The following is an 18,489-nucleotide window of genomic DNA, read 5'->3' as shown; positions in this document are numbered from 1 at the left end:
GCTCGCCTGTTATAACGGGCGCCTGTTCATGGATGGATACTCGCCTTGATCCCGGTCGCCCCTTTTCCACCGCTTTTCCTCGGGTTGCTGACGCTGTCGATGCTGGCCGGCGCAAGGCTACCCGCCGGTGTCACCCGGCCAGGCGGTCCATCAGGACCGGCAGAGCCGGGTAGTGGAAATCACCGACAACCAAAGCGCCGGTTTCCTTCAGGCCATCCCTGTACGCTGAGAGGCGGCTTCGCCGTTTGTAGGAGCGGCTTCAGCCGCGATCATCCCCCGCCGCGATCCGCATATCGCTTTCGCGGCTGAAGCCGCTCCTGCAACAACACCTGCGACAACGGCTACAGTTGTTCCCAGGCCCGTTGGGCGCGCAGGGCACGGGCCTTGCCGGCGACCTGGAACAAGGGCCGGTCGCGGCGCCAGCGTTCGGCGGCTTCGTCGCCCTCACCATCCCACAGCCGGTCCGCGTCCTGATACAGGGCCTGGGTACGGGCCAGGGCCCCGGCCAGGGCCAGATGCGTCACCGGGTCATCGGCGGGCCGGTCGCTGAGCGCGGCCAGGGTCACCAGGCTGGCGGTCAGCGCTTCCGCGAAGTCCGCCGGCCAGTTCCGGGCGCGGGCCTCGCGGAGCAGCCAGGCTTGCACGGCCAGGGCGATGAAGGTGTCCTCCACGGTGCGGAACGGTTTCACCACGGTGTCGTAGCCATCCCCGTCCAGCAGGGCGTTTTCAGGCAGGGCCACCGCTTCGAAGGTGGCGGCGGTGTGAGGAATCTCCGGCACGAAGGCCAGAGGGGCTTTGTCGCGCAGCCGGACCCCGGGGGCATCCGCCGGCACTCGTGCCACTTTCAGCGTCGGCGGCGCCGACGGCTCGCCACCCTGGTCCAGCCGTGCCACCACCAGCAGTTCGCTACAGACCGGCCCCAGAGTGATCCAGCTTTTCCCGCCGTTCAGCCGCCAACCGGCGCCGTCCGCGCGCAGCGCGGTGGCGATGTCCCGGGGCCGGTTACCGCCTTCCTCGGTGGCGCACAGGGCCAACCGAATGGCGGCGTCGGGGGCCAGGCCGAAGTTGGCCAGCAGCCGGCGCAGCGCGGCCTGGTAGCCGGCGGCGAATGCCCAGCCCACCCGGTCGGCGGCAAAACCGCCGTGCAAGGCCAGCGCCACCGGGCCGTGATCGCCGGCGACCAGCTCCTCCCAGCCCTGGCTCCACGCCGCCAGATCGGCCGGTGGGGTGATCGTCGTCGAGGCGCTCAGAAGGGCACGCAACGCCTCCCAGCGCCCGCTCAAAACGCGGCCCGCCCGACGGAAGCGCCGCCATCCACGCAGATCGTCTGGCCGGTCATATAGCCGCTGTCCTCGCCCAGCATGAAGGCCAGGGTGGCGGCGATTTCCCGGGGCTCACCCAGGCGATCCATGGGCACCATGGCCAAGTAGGCGGCTTCCCGGTCGCTGCCTTCCGGGTTATTGGCGCGGAACAGCTCGGTCTCGATGGGTCCCGGGGCGATGGCGTTGACGGTGATCCCGGTCGGCGCGAGCTCCAGGGCCCAGGTGCGGGTGAAGTTGACCATGGCGGCCTTGGCGCTACCGTAGGCGGTGCGCCCGGGCAGGCCGAAAATGGTCAGGCTGGAGACATTGACGATGCGGCCCCAGCCGCGCGCCTTCATGCCCGGCAGCAGCGCCTGGCTGGCCTGGATCGCCGGGTGCAGATGCAGGGCGTGGATCGCGTCGAAGGTATCCAGATCGATTTCACCCAGGGCCTGGGGCTTGATCATGCCCACGTTGTTGACCACGCCGTCGAAGTCGAAGCGACCGGTAAGGTCCTTGAGCACCGCGTCGGTCTGGTCGCGATCCCCCAGATCGGCGCTGACCAGGGTACCGGGGAAATCCGGATCGTCCCCATGACGGGCAATGCCCACCACGCCATGGCCGGCGGCGGCCAGCCGCTCGGCGGTGGCGCGGCCAATACCCTTGGTGGCACCGGTGATCAGGTAAGTACGGCGTTTCATTCAAGCTCTCCCATATGTTGTTTATTGTTTTCAGCCGCGCATCGGTTTGAGCGCGTCCGCCCAACGCTCCAGCTCATCGAGCATGGCAATGGCGGATTTCTCCTGGATATCCTTGGCCTTGAAGGCGCCGTTCTCAAGTTGCTCCTGCACCATGGGCACCGCCACCTGCTCGATCAGCGGCATCATCTTCAGGGTAGTGAGGGTCGGTTTGGTGGCTTCCACCGAGCGCATGCCGCCGGAAATGCCGCCGTAACTGACGAACGCCGCCGGCTTGTAATTCCACTCGTGGTAGACGTAATTGAGCGCGTTGAGCAGCGCCGGCGTAGGCCCGAAATTGTATTCCGGAACCACGAACACGTAGGCATCCGCCTCGTCCACGCTGGCGGCCCAACGCTTGGTGTGTTCATGCTGATAGTTCTGCTGCCGGGGGTGGTAGGGCTCGTCGAACACCGGCAGATTGAAATCCACCAGGTCCACCCAGCGGGCATCGAAGTTGCCGTGCTGGCGGGCCAGTTCATAAAACCAGGTACCCACCGTGGAACCCACCCGGCCCGGGCGGGTGCTGGCGATGATCACATTCAGACGAAGCATGGTCGACTCCTTGTGCAATGGCGGAATGCGTGAAGAATGCGAACACCGGGTTTAGCACTATCCGAGTGCGGGACGCAATGCCCGGCGCTGGTCGGGCCGCCTTGCAGGCACTATTCTAGGCGCCATGCCCGATGCCCCCCTGCCCGCCTGCCTGCACGATCTGCGAACCCTCGACCGGGGCCCCGGCCTGGTGCTGGCGCGCTGCGGTTACCGCCCCGAGGCCTTCACCGAGGACGCCTTCGACCAGGCCGGCGTGCCGCTGCCACCGGGGCTGGAACGGGCGGTGGCCAAACGCCGCGCCGAGTACCTGGCCGGCCGGGTGTGCGCCCGCGCCGGCCTGACCCTGGCCCTGGGTCAGGACGCCATCCCCGCGCCCGGCGCCGACCGGGCGCCGCGCTGGCCGGACGGTGCCGTCGGCGCCATCACCCACTCCCACGGCGAAGCCGCCGCGCTCACCGGCGATGGCCGGCTCTGGCTGGGCCTGGGTCTAGACCGGGAACAGTGGCTGGTACCGGCCAGGGCCCGTCGACTGGCCGGCCAGATTCTCACCCCTCGGGAACGGCATGAGCTGAGCGAACTGGATGATGACGCCTTCGCCCGCCGCCTGACCCGGGTGTTTTCCATCAAGGAAAGCCTGTTCAAGACGCTCTATCCACTGACCGGGGTGCGCTTCTATTTTCAGGACGCGGAGATGGTGGCGGAGGATCGCATCGCGCTGCTATGCGACTTGTCCAACCAGTGGCGGCGGGGTGCCGTGGTGAGCGCGCAATGGCGGGATGAAGAGGCGGGCGTGTTGAGCTGGGTGGCGCTGCCACGGGGCTAGAAGCCGCTCCTACAGTGGGGCATTCCTTGCCTCCCTAGGAACGGCTTCAGCCGCGATAAACCATCGCCCCCACCGGAACCATCCAGCGAGGTTCCCATGGTGGCAACGGCCAGCCGTTATTCAAGCGATCAGAACAGGTCCTGATCCAGCCCCATCATGGTGGCCGGCCCGGCCTTGATCTGCTCGGCCAGGGCGCCGGCGCGGGGCAGCAGGCGCTCGAAGTAGAAGCGGCCGACGGTGACCTTGGCGCGGCCGAAGTCGTCGTCCCGTTGCGTGGCGGTGACCATCATGCGCGCCCACAGCCAGGCGTAGGTGACGTAGCCGAACAGGTCCAGGTACTCCACCGCGCTGGCGTTGACCGTGTCCGGGTTGTCGCCGGCCTGGCGCAGCAGCTCGGCGGTGGTGCTTTCCAGAAGGTCCACGGCGGCCACCAGCCGTTCGCGGATGCTGTCCAGGCCCTGCTGGTTGGCGTTGTCATCGATCCAGGCGCGCACGTCGGCCAGGAAGGCGTCCACGTACTTGCCGCCATTGCGGGTCACCTTGCGGCCGGCCAGGTCCAGCGCCTGGATACCGTTGGTGCCTTCGTAGATCTGCGAGATGCGGCAGTCGCGCACGAACTGCTCCATGCCCCACTCACGCACATAGCCGTGGCCACCGAATACCTGCTGGCCGAGCACGGTGGTCTCGAAGCCGCGATCGGTAAAGAACGCCTTGGCGATGGGGGTCATCAGCGCCACCCGGTCCTGGGCGGCCTTGCGCTCGGCGTCATCCTCGGAGAACTTGGCTTTATCCAACTCCATGCCCACGTAGGTGGAGAGGGCGCGGCCACCTTCGTTGAGGGCGCGCATGGTCAGCAACATGCGGCGCACGTCCCCGTGCACGATGATCGGATCGGCGTTGCCGCCTTCGTTCTGGACGCCGGTGGCGGCGCGGCCCTGCAGGCGCTCGCGGGCGTAGTCGGCGGCGCTCTGGTAGCTAACCTCGCCCAGGCCCAGGCCCTGGATACCGATGGACAGGCGCTCGTAGTTCATCATCGTGAACATGGCGGCCAGGCCCTGGTTGGGCTCGCCGATCAGCCAGCCTTTGGCGTCGTCGAAATTCATCACGCAGGTGGCGGAGCCCTTGATGCCCATCTTGTGCTCAATGGAACCGGCGGCCACGCCGTTGCGCTCGCCCGGATTGCCGTCGGCGTCGGGCAGGAACTTGGGCACCAGGAACAGGGAGATGCCCTTGGACCCGGCGGGCGCGTCCGGCAGCTTGGCCAGCACCAGGTGGATGATGTTGTCCACCAGGTCGTGCTCGCCGCCGGTGATGAAGATCTTGGTACCGGAGATCGCGTAGGAGCCATCATCGGCGGGCACCGCCTTGGAACGCATGATGCCCAGGTCGGTGCCGCAGTGCGGCTCGGTCAGGCACATGGTGCCGCTCCATTCGCCGCTGTAAAGCTTGGGCAGGTAGGCCTGCTTGAGCTCATCGCTGGCGTGGGCATCCAGACACAGGGTGGCGCCGTTGGTGAGCGCGGGATAGAGCGCGAACGAGGAGTTGGCGCTGTGCATCATTTCCTCGAACAGCACCGCCAGCGACTTGGGCATGCCCTGGCCGCCGAATTCCGGATTGCCGGAGAAGGCGGTCCAGCCATTTTCGGCGTAGGTCTTGAACGCTTCCTTGAAGCCTTTCGGGGTGGTGACCTGGCCGTTGTCGAAGTGACAGCCCTCTTCGTCACCGTCACGGTTGAGCGGGAACAGCAGGTTCTCCACCATCTTGCCCGCCTCGTCCAGGATGGCGTCGGACAGATCCCGGGTCACGTCGGCGGTGGCGCTCATGGACGCCCAGAGTTGGTCGGCCTGGAACACGTCGTTCAGAATGAACCGCATGTCTTCCAGCGGCGCTTTGTAGGTGGCCATTGGTGAATCTCCCGAAGCTGGCTTGCGTTGCGGGAGGATAGTTTAGTCCCGGCGAACGGGCCGTAAATGTTTATTTGTGACCCGCCGTTCATCCTCCGGGGTCGGTTCCGGCCGACGCCACATCCACAACAGCAGCCCGCACAAGAACAATGGCACGCCGATTTTCACCACGTTGGGCGCCGGGGAAACGGCGATGATGGCGACGCTGATCAGCATCACCGTGGAAGCGGCGCACTTGGCCCGGCGGGACATGGCGCGCTGTTCGCGCCACAGCACGATCGGCGGCCCGAAGCGTGGATGGCTAACCAGCCAGGTCTCCAGGCGTGGCCAGCCCCGGGTTCCCGCCCAGGCGGCGATCAGCATGAACACGGTGGTCGGCATGCCCGGCACCACCACGCCAATCAGCCCGAGGGCCACGCAGAGAAGCGCCAGACTCCGCCATAACAAAGTACGCAACATGCCGGCAGTATAAAACATAAAGCCGGCGATGGCGGACCCCGTCACGAGGTGCCGTAGGAGCGGCTTCAGCCGCGATCAACGGCGCGGCCATCCGTCCATAAAAAACCCCGCCGGAGCGGGGTTTTTCAGGGTCGCCGAAGGGCGCCGGATCAGAACGCGAAGTGTTCCGCGTCCAGTTCCATCATGCAGTCGAGACCGCCTTCGATGGCGCCCTTATGACCCGCCGCGCGCGGCAGGATGCGCTTCATGTAGAAGCGGGCGGTGCTGATCTTGGCCTTGTAGAAGTCCTCGTCGCCGGTGCCGGCGGCCAGTTGCTCCTGGGCCTTGGCGGCCATGCGCGCCCACAGGTAGCCGAGGGTCACGTAGCCGGAGTACATCAGGTAGTCCACCGAGGCGGCGCCCACGTAGTCCGGGTTCTGCATGGCCTGCATGGCGATCGCCTGGGTCAGCTCGCCCCACTCCTTGTTGTAAGCCGCCACCGGGTCGATCAGTTCCTTGAGCTCACCGTTATCGGCCTGGGCCTCACAGAACTTGTGCACGATCTTGGTGAAGTTCCGCAGCGCCTGCCCCTGGGTCATCATCACCTTGCGGCCCAGCAGGTCCAGCGCCTGAATGCCGGTGGTGCCTTCGTACAGGGTGGAGATGCGCGCGTCGCGCACGTTCTGCTCCATGCCCCATTCGCGGATGAAGCCGTGGCCGCCATAGATCTGCACGCCGTGGTTGGCCGCTTCCAGACCGACTTCGGTGACGAATGCCTTGGCGATCGGGGTGAGCAGAGCCATCAGATCGTGGGCCTGTTCACGCTCGGCGTCGTCGCGGGCCAGCTTCACCTGGTCGCCGAGCTGGGCGCACAGGTAGACCAGCGCGCGACCGCCTTCGGCGAACGCCTTGGAGGTGAGCAGCATGCGGCGCACATCCGGGTGCACGATGATCGGGTCCGCCGGGCCGTCCGGGTTTTTCGGGCCGGACAGGCTGCGCATGGCGAGGCGTTCCTTGGCGTAGGCCAGGCCACCCTGGAAGCCCAGTTCGGCATGGGCCACGCCCTGGATGGCGGTACCGAGACGAGCGAAGTTCATAAAGGTGAACATGCAGTTCAGACCTTTATTTTCCGGGCCGATCAGGTAGCCGGTGGCGCCGTCGAAGTTCATCACGCAGGTGGCGGAGGCCTTGATGCCCATCTTGTGTTCGATGGAGCCGCAGGTCACGCCGTTGCGCTCGCCCACACCGCCGTTTCCGTCGGTGAGGAACTTGGGCACGATGAACAGGGAAATGCCCTTGGTGCCCTTGGGGGCGTCCGGCAGGCGCGCCAGCACGATGTGGACGATGTTCTCGGCCATGTCGTGTTCGCCGGCGGAGATGAAGATCTTGGTGCCGGTGATGCTGTAGCTGCCGTCGGCGTTGGGCTCGGCCTTGGTTTTCAGGATGCCCAGGTCGGAGCCGCAGTGCGGCTCGGTGAGGCACATGGTGCCGGTCCATTCACCGCTGGTCAGCTTCGGCAGGTAGGCGTTCTTCTGCTCATCGGTGCCGTGCTCCTCGATGGTGGCCACGGCGCCGTGGGACAGGCCCGGATACATGCTCCAGGACCAGTTGGCGGTGCCGGTCATTTCGGAGATGGCGATGCTGGAGGAGCCGGGCAGGCCCTGGCCGCCGAATTCCGGGTCGCCATTGATGGCCGGCCAGCCACCTTCCACGTACTTGGCATAGGCTTCCTTGAAGCCGCTCGGCGTGGTCACCACGCCATCCTCGAAGTGGCAGCCTTCCTCGTCGCCGGAGCGGTTCAGGGGTGCCAGTTCGTTTTCGGCGAACTTGGCGCCTTCCTCAAGGAAGGCGTTGAGCAGTTCGCTGTTCACCTCTTCCAGACCCAGCTTGGCGTAGTGGCCATCCAGATCCAGAACCTCGTTGAGCACGAAACGCATGTCGCGCAGGGGAGCTTTGTATTCGGGCATGTCAGGTCTCCCTAAAACACTCTGTGGTAAGCGGGAAAACCGGCCCCGGAACGGGCTGAGAGGAAAACAGCGGGCGGGGCGGGTCCATCGTCAGGGATTGAAATGGTAGCCGTGCCCTGGAGGCGCTGCCCACAACTATTTGTGACCCATAAGTCAAACAAGCGTTTGAAATCACTTTTGTCGGACAAGGCTGGTATAGTCCGCCTCCGAAGGCCTCTTATTCTTGGGTTCGCCCACAGGAGTACCCCCATGATCGACCCCAATCTGCTGGACATCCTGGTCTGCCCGGTCAGCAAGGCACCGCTGATCTACGACGAGCAGCGCGAGGAACTCAAATGCAAGGCCAGCGGCCTCGCCTACCCGGTACGAGACGGCATCCCGGTGATGCTGGAGGAAGAAGCCCGCGCGCTCGGCGAAGACGAGCTGCGCTCACTGTAAGGACCGTCCATGCCCCGCTCGCTGTTCGCCCTGCTGCTGGCCCTGGCGGCGCCCCTGCATGCCGCCGAGTCCGGCGACCAGGCTCCGGTACCGGAAGCCGATCAGACCATGACCGCCGAGCAGAAGCAGAACGATTGCCTGCTGCGCGCCGCCCGGGACGCCGACGATAACATCACCGCCGCCCAGTTGCGCGGCTGGTGCCTCGAGGACAAGGAGAAGCCCGAAAAGCGCTCCGCTCACGAGGACGCCCTGCGCACCCGCCTGGCTCTGGAACGCTCCAGCCAGGACAACCCCTTTGTGATCACCCCGCACCGGCGCAACTACCTGCTGCCCTACAGCCACTGGTCCAACCCTCAGTGGAATGACCCGGACCGCCAGGGCCAGAACCTGGACTCCGAGGAGGTCAAATTCCAGATTTCGCTGAAGGCACCGCTCTACGATGACTTCTGGAACGGCAGCACTCTGTATATGGCGTTCACCGGCCTGTTCTTCTGGCAGGCCTACAACAAAAGCGAATCGAGCCCGTTCCGGGAAATCAACTTCACGCCGGAGATCTTCGTCGCCAAGCCGATGAACTGGGAGCTGGGGCCGGTGAAGACGGAGTTGATGGCCTTTGGCTTCCGCCATGATTCCAACGGTCGGGACGAGCCCACCTCACGAAGCTGGAACCGGCTCTACGTGCGCCATATTTCGCAAATCGGCCAGTATTACGTGTCGTTCATGCCCTGGTACCGGATTCCCGAGGATGACAAGGACTATCCCCTGGATCCGCGCGGCGACAACAACCCGGACATGGAAAAATACATGGGCCATTTCGAGCTGGAGGTGTCGCGCGCCTTCGGCAACCATGTGGTGGAGGTGATGCTGCGCAACAACCTGCGCTCGGATAACAAGGGCGCAGGTCGCATCAATTACTCCTACCCCATCAACGAGCGCTTCAAGGGGCTGGTGCAGGTGTTCACCGGCTATGGCGACTCAATGATCAACTACGACGACTACGAGACCCGCTTCAGCCTGGGCATCCTGCTCACCGATACGCTCTAGAGGGCCGCTCAGGGCAGGCTGTCCAGGGTACGCCGGCGCAGGTTCTCCAGGGCCTCGCTGAACGTCACCGGATAGGGCGTGTCGGCCCGGTCGGTACCGAGCAGAGGCGCCGGCAGCGAAGCCAGCTCCCGGCGCAGGCGTTCGCGGGCGGCGTCCGGGTCCGGCGGCGGTACCACCGGCTCGCCGCCGGCCACCACGGTCCGCAGCAGAGGCTCGCCATGGCGCTCCTCGTGGGCGGCGGTGATCTCGTCGCCCACCAACCGGCCTTCGCCGTCGTATTGTCGCCACACCTGCTTGGCGCTGGGGTAAACCGGCTTGCCCGGCGATGCCTTAAGACGCGGGCGCCCGTCGTATTCGGTGAGCTTGTAGGCGAAATCCAGGGACGGGGCATCGGCCACCGAGCCCATTTCCGTGCCCACGCCGAAACCATCGATGGGGGCGCCGGAGGCCACCAGGGCGGCCACTTTCCATTCGTCCAGGCCACCGCTGACCACCACCCTCACGCCATCGAGGCCGGCGCCGTCGAGCTTGTCCCGGACGGCGCGGGCCTGGGCCACCAGGTCACCGGAGTCGATACGCACGGCGCCCACCTCGAGCCCCTCCTCGCGCACCAGGCTAATCACCTTGTCCACCGCCGCCAGGCAGTCATAGGTATCCACCAGCAGGGTGGTGCCGGGGTAGTCCCGGGCATAGCGCCGGAAGGCGTCGATTTCCCGGTCGAAAGACTGGATGTAGGAGTGGGCCATGGTGCCGCGCAGGGGCAGGTCGAAACTGAGCCCACCGAGTACGTTACTGGTGGCGCCGATGCCCGCCACCCGGTAGGCACGCACGCTACGCCAGGCCGCTTCCAGGCCGTGCATGCGACGCATGCCGAAATCCAGCACCGGCGTGCCGGCGGCGGCGCGCACCACCCGGGCGGCCTTGGAGGCGAGCAGGGTTTCCAGGTTCACGTAATTCATCAGCAGGCTTTCCAGCAACTGCCCCTCGGCCACCGGGGCACGCAGCTCCAGCAACGGCTCCTGGGGAAACACCAGAGCCCCCTCCGGCAACGCCCGCACCTCGCCACTGAAGCGGAAATCCGCCAGCCAGTCGAGGAACTCCGCGCGGAACCCCAGCGGCGCCAGCCGGCGTACCTGCTCCTCCGGGAACCGCAGTTCGGTGATCAGCCGGGCGGCGTGCTCCTGGCCGCAGGCCACCACGTAATTGCGCTGCCCGGGCAGCACCCGGTAGAACAGGCTGAACAGCGCCTCGCCCTTTTTGCCATCCAGGTGATAGGCCTGGGCCATGTTCAGTTCGTACAGATCGGTGAGCAGACCCAGTTCGTCCACCCGCGGCCAGACAGCGGTCATCGGCGCTTCCTTTGGCTACACAGTCGTTGCGATACCGCCATCAATTGCTCCGCCGGCGGCGCTTTTCAAGCCCGGTGACCGGGCCGTTCATCCAGCACCGCCCGGTGGGCGGCCAGGGCGGCGCCCTCCGCGGCCACCGTGGTCACCGCGATGCGCGCCGCCTCGGCCAGCGGATAGCCGAAGGCGCCGGTGGACAGCGCGTCCATGTCGGTCTGGTTGGCGATGTCGCCCTGGCGACATTCAATGGTGAAGCGGTTCATGATCGGTTCCTGGTATTGCCGCCCCCGTACGGTATCATCCGGCGGCGGGGGTTCTCTCATCACTACACGGAGATAACTATGCGAATCCTGGCCCGATGCGGCGTTCTGGGGCTGCTGTTACTGCTTGGCGCCTGCCAGACACTGAGCGGCCTGGAGGCCCCGGAGGTGAACCTCTCCAGCCTCCGGTTGGAGCAGGTCAGCGTGTTCGAGCAACAGTGGCAGGTGGTACTGCGCGCGCGCAACCCCAATGACCGGGATCTGACCCTGAAAAGCCTGGACTATGAACTGTTCGTCAATGGCGAGAAGCTGGCGCGCGGCCTGACCGGCGACAAGGTGACCCTGCCCGCCATGGGCGACGCCCTGGTAAGCACCCGCATCACCACCAGCCTGATGCAGACCCTGAGCAAGTTGAAAGCCTTGCAACAGGACCCCGGCGCGCCGCTGGACTACCGGATCAAGGGCACCGCCCGGGTCCAGGGTCTGGCCCTGCCGCTGAGCTTCGATCAGCGCGGCGAGTTCCGGCTACCGGACACGGTGCCACTGCGATAAAACCACCCCACGCCGGCCCCGGAGCCGCGACCTGACCAGGGCGGCCACCCGGTCGAGCGTTACGGTCATCCCCCGGCGCCGGCCGGCGGGCTAGAGTAAGGTTTTCTGGCAGGGACCCTTCCATGCAAGCGGATTTTCAGGTGGCGATCATTGGCGCCGGCTTCGGCGGCCTGGGCATGGCCATCGAGTTGAAAAAACGGGGCCGGCATTCGCTGGTGATTCTCGAGAAAGCGGGCCAGGTCGGTGGCGCCTGGCGGGACAACACCTACCCTGGCGCCGCCTGTGACGTGCCATCCCATCTGTATTCCTTTTCCTTCGCCCGTAAGTTCGACTGGTCACGCCGCTTCGCGCCCCAGGCGGAGATTCTCGATTATTTGAAGCGCTGCGCCCGGGATCATGACCTGGAACGCCATCTGCGCCTGGGCACCGAGGTGCGCGAGGCGCGCTTCGACGAGGACGCCGGCCTGTGGCGGATCGTCACCGACCAGGGCGAGCTCACCGCCCGCGCCCTGATCACCGCCACCGGCCAGTTGAACCGGCCGGCCTGGCCCCGGGTACCGGGGCTGGAGCGTTTCCAGGGGCCGGCCTTCCACAGCGCCCGCTGGGACCACGACGCGGACCTGGCCGGCAAGACGGTGGCGGTGGTGGGTACCGGCGCCAGCGCCATCCAGTTCGTGCCGGAGGTGGCCAGGCAGGCGCGCAAGGTGAAGCTGTTCCAGCGCTCCGCCGCCTATGTGATCCCCAAACCGGACCGCCCCTACTCCCCCCTGGAGCAGCGGCTGATGGCCCGGTTGCCCTGGCTGCAGACGCTGGACCGGGCCCGGGTCTATGCCCAGAACGAAACCCGGGTACTGGGCTTCACCGCCCTGCAGGGGGTGATGAAGGTCTATCAGTGGCTGTTCCAGCGCTACCTGCGGCGCACCATCAGCGACCCCGTGCTGCGCGAGAAGCTGACCCCGGATTACCCCATGGGCTGCAAGCGCATCCTGATCTCCAACGATTACTTCCAGGCCATCGAACGCTTCGGCATCGAGGTACACACCGGCGGCGTGGCGGCGGTGGACGAAACCGGCCTCGTGGATACGGACGGCCACCACCACGACGCCGACGTGCTGATTTTCGGCACCGGCTTCCAGGCCACCGATTTCCTGGCGCCGATGACCATCCTGGGCCGTCAGGGCCGGGATCTGAACCAGGCCTGGCGAGACGGCGCCGAGGCCTACCTGGGCATCACCGTGCACGGCTTCCCCAACCTGTTCATGCTGTACGGCCCCAACACCAACCTGGGTCACAACTCCATCGTCTACATGCTGGAGTCCCAGATCAGCTATGTGCTGAGCGCCCTGGAGGAGCTGGAGCGCCCCGGCGTGGGTGGCCTGGAAGTAACCGCTCAGGTACAGGACCGCTTCAACCGGGAGATCCAGGCGCGCCTGCGCGACAGCGTCTGGGGACAAGGCTGCGACAGCTGGTACAAGACCGAAAGCGGCAAGAACACCAACAACTGGCCCGGTTTCACCTTCCGTTACCGGCACCGCACCCGACGACTGGACCCTCGCGATTATGAGTTGCATCCGTGAACAGGGCGGCGTGACGGAAACCCCGTCACAACGCCTGATCGCCGCCACCCTGCGCGGCAGCCTGAAAACCCTGCTCAGCCCCGCTTTCCAGGCGCGCGCGCCGGTCGGCCTGCAACGGCGCTGGCTGGCCACGGTGGCCCGCGCCACCCTGCCCGCCCGGGGCGTGCCGCGTCGCCACGCGCGCTTCGGCGGCGTGCCGGTGGAAGTGGTGGGCGAAGGCCGCGCCGCCACGCTGCTCTACCTGCACGGTGGCGGCTACGTCAGCGGCGGCCCGGGCACCCACCGCGCCCTGACCACCCGCCTGGCCCGGGATCTGGACGCCACCGTGGTGGTGGTGGACTACCGGCTGGCGCCGGAAGCCCCCTGTCCGGCGGCCCTGGACGATGCCATCACCGTATACCGCGCCCTTCTGGAGCAGGACCATGACCCGGCGCGCATGGCGGTAGCCGGCGATTCCGCCGGCGGCGGTCTGAGCCTGGCGTTCCTGCAGCACCTGCGTGACGGCGCCACCCTGCCACCGCCGGCGGCGGGCGTACTGCTCTCGCCGTGGGTGGACCTGACCCTGGCGAATACACCGGAGAAGGCGGAAGGCGAGGCCATGCTCAGCCTGCCCTGGCTGAACGCCGCCGCCGACGCCTATGCCCGCGGACGCCGGGACCACCCCGCCGCCTCGCCCCTGCACGGTGACCTCAACGGCCTGCCGCCGTTGCTGATTCAGTGCGGGGGCGATGAGATCCTGCGCGCCGACAGCGAACGGTTGGCGGAGGCCCTGGACGAGGCCGATACCGAAGCCCGCTACCAGTGCTTCCCCGGTCGCTGGCATGTGTTCCAACTGCACGGCGGCGTGCTCGCCGACGCCGACCGGGCGCTGGCGGACATCCAGGCTTTCCTGAGCGGCCACCTGGCCGGCGCCACGCGAGGCGCGCCATGAGCCGTATCCTGATCACTGGCGCGGCCAGCGGTATCGGCCAGGCCACCGCCCGCCGTTTTCATTCCCGGGGCTGGTCGGTGGGGTTGCTGGACGTCAACGACCAGGCGCTGACCGCCCTGCGGGCGGAAATGGGGGAGCGCGTCTGGAGCCGCGCCCTGGACGTGCGCGACGCGCAAGCCTGCCAGGCGGCGGCGGATGCCTTCGCGGCCGAGGCCGGCGGCTTGGACGTGCTGTTCAATGGCGCCGGCATCCTGCGCATGGGGTTCGTGGAAGACGTGGACCCGGAGCTGCACCGTCGCACCCTGGAGATCAACGTGCAGGGCACCCTCAATATGTGCCTGGCCTGCCTGCCGCACCTGAAAGGGGCCGACCGGCCCCACGTGCTGAACATGAGCTCCGCCTCGGCGCTTTACGGCGTGCCGCACTTGGCGGTGTATTCAGCGTCCAAGTTCGCGGTGCGCGGCCTCACCGAGGCCCTGGACCTGGAATGGCGCCGCCACGGCATCCGCGTGCAGGACCTGATGCCACCGTTCGTGGACACGCCCATGGTCCGCGACCAGGCCTTCCAGGCGCCGGTGGTCAAGCGGATGGGAGTGAAGCTGAGCGCCGAGGAAATCGCGGCGGCGGCGGAGCGCGCCCTGGGCAGCGACCGGGTGCACACCCCGGTGGGGCTGCCGTTCCGGCTCACCGTGCTGATGGAAAAGCTGACGCCGCGCTGGGCCACCCGGGAACTGATGCGCTGGCTGAGCCGGCCCTAATCCTCGTCCCACTGGATGGTGACCCGGCGCCGGCCCCACTCCAGGGCGGCGTCGCGGTCCTCGCCCATGTAGATATCGATCTTGTTGCGCCAGCGCCGGTGCATCTTGTCGCGCACGTACCAAATGCCGTCCAGGCCCTCGATGCGAACCGGGGTGCCGTAATCCAGCCCCTGGCCGAGCAGATCCCGGGACACGGCGATGGCTTTCATGCCGGGCACCAGGGTGTCGCCCCAGGCCGCCAGGCTGTGATCATCACCGGCGCCCTGGCCGGGCAGGGAATTGAAGGCCGTGGCGGTGACGCTGGCCTCCTCCTCGAAGGAATCCGCCACCACCGGCCCACAAGCGAGCAGCAACGCCGCCAGGCCCAACACCCTGAACCCGCTCTTCACCCGGCTTTCGTCAGACTGCGTCGATGACATCGCTACGTTCCCTCTGGTACCCATTGATGCTGCTGCTTCTTTCCGCGTGCGCCGGCGCGCCGCCCACCCCGCCCCCGGCGGAACCCCGGGTGTGGGCGGCGACCGGCGAGCCGCGCGGCGTGATTGTCGCTTTGCACAGTTTCGGCGACCACGCCGCCGCCTTCAATCTGGCGGCCCCCGCCCTGGCCGAAGCCGGCTACAGCGTGTATGCCTTCGACCAGGCCGGCTTTGGCGGCCGAAACCTCGACGATCACTGGGCCGGCGAGGCCCGGCTGGTGGACGACGCCGCCGCGCTGACCCGGCGGCTGGCGGACCGTTATCCTGATCGCCCCCTGTACCTGCTCGGCGAGAGTCTGGGCGGCGCGGTGGCCATGCTGGTGGCGGCCCGCCACCCGGATCTGCCCCTGGACGGGCTGATCCTCGCCGCGCCGGCGGTGCGTGAAGGGATTCGACTGCGCTACGGCTGGAATGTTCTGATCGCCGCCGCGGCCACCGTGGCGCCGGGCTACCGGCTCAAGGTAGCCCGGCCACCGGACGACCCGAAGCTCGCCCCCGGGGCCGCCCGCCGTCTGGCCGAGGACCCGCTGGTGATGCGGCGGGTGCGCCTGGATGCCTACCGGGGCCTGATCCTGTTGGCCGACGACGCCAGTGACGCGGCGCCGGCGCTCTCCCTTCCCACCCTGGTGCTGTATGGCGGCCAGGATACCTCGGTGCCGGCGGTGGGCATCCGGCGCCTCAACGCACACCTGGGCGATCACGGCGCCTACCGCTTCTTCACGAACGGCCCGCACCTTCTGCTGCAGGGACGGCACTGGCCCCAAGTGGTGGATGCCATTCTCGCCTGGCTGCCGGCGACGACGGAGTTGCCGGAATGACGGCCCCGGGCCGGCGTTACTGTCCCGGTAACTGGCGCCGAATTTGCTAGGCTTGTGAGGCCTGTTCATTCCCACGACGGAAAGGAGACCGCGACACCATGAGTAAACGGGTTCTGATCACCGGCGGCAATTCCGGCATTGGTCTGTGCACCGCCGAGCAACTGGCGGAACAGGGGGCGGAGGTGATCCTCGCCTGCCGCGACCAGAGTAAGGGCCAGGCGGCCCTGGCACGCATCAAGAACAACCAGCCCGATGCCCGGGTACGGCTGTTCGAGCTGGATCTGGCGGATCTCACCAAGGTGCGCGGCTGCGCCCGCCGCCTCAACGATGAACTGGACGGGCTGGACGTGCTGATCAACAACGCCGGCGTGGTGCCCAGCCGCCAGCAATTCACCGCCGACGGCTTCGAGATGCAGTTCGGGGTCAATTATCTTGCCCCGGTGCTGCTCACCCACCTGCTGCTGCCACTGCTGCAGCAACGACCCGGCGCCCGGGTGTTGCATGTGGCCTCGGTGGCCCACTGGCTGGGGCGCATCAATTCCCGCACCTGGCGCGGGCGCCGGCCCTACCTGGTGATGGACGCCTACGGCCAGTCCAAGCTGGGCAACATTCTGTTCAGTGATGTGCTGGCCCAGCGCCTGGCCGGCCAGGACATCACCAGCAACGCCCTGCACCCCGGCGGCGTCGACACCCCCATTTTCCGGCATGTACCGGAGCCGCTGATGAAGCTGATCCGCCCCACCCTGACCACCCCGGAGAAAGCCGCGCGGCTGCCGGCACGGCTGGCCATGGACCCGGCTCTGGACGGCGTTACCGGCGGCTACTTCGACGCCAAGGGCCCCGCCGCCCGGTCGCCCCGGGCACGCAACAAGAAAGTGGCGGAACGGCTTTATCAGGACAGCATGGCGCTACTGGGCATCAACCCGCTCTAGAGCCTGCTCGGCCACCGCCCGTTGCAGGCGTGGGTAAAGGTCCAGGAACACCGCTTCCAACTCCCGGTAGTGGCGCTCGATGTCCGTCTGGCAGCCCTGGAAGCGGTTGGCGAAGCGCACCCGGGCGGCGATCCGGTCCAGCGCCCGGCCCACGGTGTCCAGCTCCGCGTAGCGACGAATCCAGTCCTGGCTGACCATGCGTTCCACCACCGCGCGCATGTCCGCCGGCATTAACGGTTCGCCGGCGCGCAGCAAGCGATAGTCGTGATCCAGGGCGGTGTCCAGGTCGTGATCGTGGAAGCGTTCCCAGTGGCGCACCAGGAAGTGATCGAACAGAACATCCAGGGCCACCCCGGCGAAACGGCGCCGCGGGGCGGCGAACAGCCGGCGGCTGTCACGCACCGGCGGGTGTCCATCGGTGACGCGGTCCACCAGCCGGTGGTTGCGCAACCCCTGACGTACCGGCGGCGGCAGCTCTTCCTCGCGCACCCCGCGCATGAAATCACCCAACAGATTACCGACCTTGGAAGCCGGCGTGGGCCGCGCCAGCGCCAGGTGGGCGAAGTAGTTCACCGGCCGCCCCGCTCCATCAGGAAGCGCAGGTTCTGGCGCACCGCCGGCCATTCGTGGTTGATGATCGAGAACACCACGGTATCCCGGTAGACCCCGTCGGCGCTGATGGTGTGGTTGCGCAGCACGCCGTCCTGCTTGGCGCCGAGCCGCGCGATGGCCGACCGCGAGGCGCGATTGTGCCAGTGCGTGCGCAACTCCACGGCGATCGCATCCAGGGTCTCGAAAGCATGGCGCAGCAGCAGCCACTTGCACTCGGTGTTCAGCCCGGTGCGCTGGCAGCGGCGCGCATACCAGGTATGCCCCAGCTCCAGGCGACGGTTGTCCTCGTCGACACGGAAGAAGCGGGTGCTGCCCACCACCCGGCCGCTGTCCTTGTGGCGCACCGCGAACGGCATCTCGCCGTGCTCCCGACCGGCCAGGGCCGTGGCGATGTAATCACCGACCCGTTCCGGCGCCGGGGCGAAGGTGTACCAGAGCTTCCACAGTTCACCGTCACGGCAGGCGTCGGCCAGGTCGCCGGCGTGGGCCTGGCTCAGCGGTTCCAGGCACACCCGTTCCCCTTCCAGAACCACCGGTTCGATCCAACGATCCTTGGCCATGCTTTCCATGGTCACTCCTTGGCGGGTGGGGTGTTCATCTGGTGGCGCACCCGCTCCAAAGCCGGCGCCACGGCGTCGCACTTGTCGGCGCCCTGGTCGCAGGCCACGCAGGCCACGGCGGCACTGGCCGCCATGGTCAGATTCACCCGGTAGGCCAGCTGTGGCAGCGTGGCGGCGCCATCACGCAGGGCCACGGCCCGGTCGTGAAGGGCACCGTGCTCCGCCCGGCATGCCGTTACCGCCGCCGGGTCCGCCGGATCATGGCCGCTCTTGAGGGCACGGCCCTGGCCCGCCAGGGTTTCCAGATCGTTGATCATTCCCTTCACCTGATCCGGGTTCTCCGGCGGCACCGCCAGCACCGGGGCGGCCAGGGAAAGGGAGAGAAGAGGAATCATCCATCGCTTCATCGCACGCACTCCTGATTATTATTGTTCGTCGTGTCCATGGTGCCCGGGCGGGG

21 protein-coding genes are annotated in these 18,489 nt (G+C 67.1%); 9 read left to right on the top strand and 12 right to left on the bottom strand.

The genetic code is table 11. The annotated features are described in order from the left end of the window. Nucleotides 1–341: 341 nt before the first annotated feature. The 3 genes from ACLD02_RS04725 to ACLD02_RS04715 are packed head-to-tail and all read right to left on the bottom strand — an operon-like array spanning nucleotide 342 to nucleotide 2,593. On the bottom strand, nucleotides 342–1,283 hold the full coding sequence (locus ACLD02_RS04725; RefSeq protein WP_410298062.1) for an acyl-CoA dehydrogenase family protein: 942 nt from the start codon (nucleotides 1,281–1,283) through the stop codon (nucleotides 342–344). After that, nucleotides 1,280–2,002, bottom strand: coding sequence for an SDR family oxidoreductase (locus tag ACLD02_RS04720; RefSeq protein WP_203102833.1), 723 nt, complete (start codon nucleotides 2,000–2,002; stop codon nucleotides 1,280–1,282). Before ACLD02_RS04720 ends, ACLD02_RS04725 begins: the two co-directional genes overlap by 4 nt. Before the next feature lie 30 nt (nucleotides 2,003–2,032). Then, nucleotides 2,033–2,593 carry an NADPH-dependent FMN reductase gene (locus ACLD02_RS04715; RefSeq protein WP_410298061.1) on the bottom strand — a complete coding sequence of 187 codons (561 nt, stop codon included), beginning with the start codon at nucleotides 2,591–2,593 and terminating at the stop codon, nucleotides 2,033–2,035. Nucleotides 2,594–2,717: 124 nt separating this feature from the next. On the opposite strand from ACLD02_RS04715, the gene ACLD02_RS04710 reads away from it, so the two are divergent. Beyond that, nucleotides 2,718–3,416, top strand: coding sequence for a 4'-phosphopantetheinyl transferase (locus ACLD02_RS04710; protein WP_203102843.1), 699 nt, complete (start codon nucleotides 2,718–2,720; stop codon nucleotides 3,414–3,416). A gap of 128 nt (nucleotides 3,417–3,544) precedes the next feature. Here ACLD02_RS04710 and ACLD02_RS04705 read toward each other — a convergent pair whose 3' ends face one another. The 3 genes from ACLD02_RS04705 to ACLD02_RS04695 form a co-directional block, all read right to left on the bottom strand. Then, entirely contained in the window at nucleotides 3,545–5,320 is a 1,776-nt protein-coding gene (locus ACLD02_RS04705; protein ID WP_410298060.1) for an acyl-CoA dehydrogenase C-terminal domain-containing protein, read from the bottom strand. 42 nt (nucleotides 5,321–5,362) lie between these two features. Continuing rightward, on the bottom strand, nucleotides 5,363–5,779 hold the full coding sequence (locus ACLD02_RS04700) for a YbaN family protein (RefSeq protein ID WP_203102847.1): 417 nt from the start codon (nucleotides 5,777–5,779) through the stop codon (nucleotides 5,363–5,365). Nucleotides 5,780–5,928: 149 nt separating this feature from the next. Next, nucleotides 5,929–7,725 carry an acyl-CoA dehydrogenase C-terminal domain-containing protein gene (locus tag ACLD02_RS04695; RefSeq protein ID WP_203102849.1) on the bottom strand — a complete coding sequence of 599 codons (1,797 nt, stop codon included), beginning with the start codon at nucleotides 7,723–7,725 and terminating at the stop codon, nucleotides 5,929–5,931. A 249-nt stretch (nucleotides 7,726–7,974) separates the two neighbouring features. On the opposite strand from ACLD02_RS04695, the gene ACLD02_RS04690 reads away from it, so the two are divergent. Further along, nucleotides 7,975–8,163 (top strand): Trm112 family protein, encoded by a 189-nt coding sequence (locus ACLD02_RS04690; protein ID WP_203102851.1) that lies wholly within the window; start codon nucleotides 7,975–7,977, stop codon nucleotides 8,161–8,163. 9 nt (nucleotides 8,164–8,172) lie between these two features. After that, nucleotides 8,173–9,207, top strand: coding sequence for a phospholipase A (locus tag ACLD02_RS04685; protein ID WP_203102853.1), 1,035 nt, complete (start codon nucleotides 8,173–8,175; stop codon nucleotides 9,205–9,207). A gap of 8 nt (nucleotides 9,208–9,215) precedes the next feature. On the opposite strand, the gene ACLD02_RS04680 is transcribed toward ACLD02_RS04685, so the two are convergent. After that, complete coding sequence (locus ACLD02_RS04680) at nucleotides 9,216–10,556, bottom strand: nicotinate phosphoribosyltransferase (protein ID WP_410298059.1); 1,341 nt, start codon at nucleotides 10,554–10,556, stop codon at nucleotides 9,216–9,218. Between the two features lie 65 nt (nucleotides 10,557–10,621). Next, nucleotides 10,622–10,816 (bottom strand): hypothetical protein, encoded by a 195-nt coding sequence (locus ACLD02_RS04675; protein WP_203102857.1) that lies wholly within the window; start codon nucleotides 10,814–10,816, stop codon nucleotides 10,622–10,624. A 78-nt stretch (nucleotides 10,817–10,894) separates the two neighbouring features. Between ACLD02_RS04675 and ACLD02_RS04670 the strand changes: the two genes are divergently transcribed. From ACLD02_RS04670 to ACLD02_RS04655, 4 genes are all read left to right on the top strand, one after another. Then, nucleotides 10,895–11,365, top strand: a complete 471-nt coding sequence (locus ACLD02_RS04670) for an LEA type 2 family protein (protein WP_203102858.1) — start codon at nucleotides 10,895–10,897, stop codon at nucleotides 11,363–11,365. 122 nt (nucleotides 11,366–11,487) lie between these two features. After that, nucleotides 11,488–12,942 carry a flavin-containing monooxygenase gene (locus tag ACLD02_RS04665; protein WP_203102859.1) on the top strand — a complete coding sequence of 485 codons (1,455 nt, stop codon included), beginning with the start codon at nucleotides 11,488–11,490 and terminating at the stop codon, nucleotides 12,940–12,942. Next, on the top strand, nucleotides 12,926–13,873 hold the full coding sequence (locus ACLD02_RS04660; protein ID WP_410298058.1) for an alpha/beta hydrolase: 948 nt from the start codon (nucleotides 12,926–12,928) through the stop codon (nucleotides 13,871–13,873). The genes ACLD02_RS04665 and ACLD02_RS04660 overlap by 17 nt, the downstream gene beginning before the upstream one ends. Continuing rightward, nucleotides 13,870–14,631 (top strand): SDR family oxidoreductase, encoded by a 762-nt coding sequence (locus ACLD02_RS04655; RefSeq protein ID WP_410298057.1) that lies wholly within the window; start codon nucleotides 13,870–13,872, stop codon nucleotides 14,629–14,631. The genes ACLD02_RS04660 and ACLD02_RS04655 overlap by 4 nt, the downstream gene beginning before the upstream one ends. Here the strand turns inward: ACLD02_RS04655 and ACLD02_RS04650 are convergent. Further along, a complete protein-coding gene (locus ACLD02_RS04650; RefSeq protein WP_410298056.1) occupies nucleotides 14,628–15,020 on the bottom strand; it encodes a 3D domain-containing protein in 393 nt (130 codons plus the stop codon). The two genes, ACLD02_RS04655 and ACLD02_RS04650, sit on opposite strands and share 4 nt — an antisense overlap. Before the next feature lie 56 nt (nucleotides 15,021–15,076). On the opposite strand from ACLD02_RS04650, the gene ACLD02_RS04645 reads away from it, so the two are divergent. Together ACLD02_RS04645 and ACLD02_RS04640 are read left to right on the top strand one after the other, a co-directional pair. Then, the gene (locus ACLD02_RS04645; RefSeq protein WP_203102865.1) at nucleotides 15,077–15,925 is read left to right on the top strand and encodes an alpha/beta fold hydrolase; all 849 of its coding nucleotides are present in this window, start codon (nucleotides 15,077–15,079) and stop codon (nucleotides 15,923–15,925) included. 98 nt (nucleotides 15,926–16,023) lie between these two features. Continuing rightward, nucleotides 16,024–16,857, top strand: coding sequence for an SDR family oxidoreductase (locus tag ACLD02_RS04640; protein ID WP_410298055.1), 834 nt, complete (start codon nucleotides 16,024–16,026; stop codon nucleotides 16,855–16,857). On the opposite strand, the gene ACLD02_RS04635 is transcribed toward ACLD02_RS04640, so the two are convergent. From ACLD02_RS04635 to ACLD02_RS04625, 3 genes are read right to left on the bottom strand one after another with little or no spacing between them, the layout of a single operon-like run. Then, the gene (locus ACLD02_RS04635; protein WP_203102869.1) at nucleotides 16,834–17,430 is read right to left on the bottom strand and encodes an ACP phosphodiesterase; all 597 of its coding nucleotides are present in this window, start codon (nucleotides 17,428–17,430) and stop codon (nucleotides 16,834–16,836) included. The two genes, ACLD02_RS04640 and ACLD02_RS04635, sit on opposite strands and share 24 nt — an antisense overlap. Then, nucleotides 17,427–18,038 carry a GNAT family N-acetyltransferase gene (locus tag ACLD02_RS04630; RefSeq protein ID WP_238400933.1) on the bottom strand — a complete coding sequence of 204 codons (612 nt, stop codon included), beginning with the start codon at nucleotides 18,036–18,038 and terminating at the stop codon, nucleotides 17,427–17,429. The genes ACLD02_RS04635 and ACLD02_RS04630 overlap by 4 nt, the downstream gene beginning before the upstream one ends. 2 nt (nucleotides 18,039–18,040) lie before the next feature. Further along, a complete protein-coding gene (locus ACLD02_RS04625) occupies nucleotides 18,041–18,436 on the bottom strand; it encodes a hypothetical protein (RefSeq protein WP_203102871.1) in 396 nt (131 codons plus the stop codon). Nucleotides 18,437–18,489: the final 53 nt, after the last annotated feature.

This window comes from Alloalcanivorax sp. C16-2, from assembly GCF_046507615.1.
Taxonomy (GTDB): domain Bacteria; phylum Pseudomonadota; class Gammaproteobacteria; order Pseudomonadales; family Alcanivoracaceae; genus Alloalcanivorax; species Alloalcanivorax marinus_A.
Note: the sequence above shows the minus strand (reverse complement) of the source record. Positions and strands in the feature narration are given on the sequence as shown.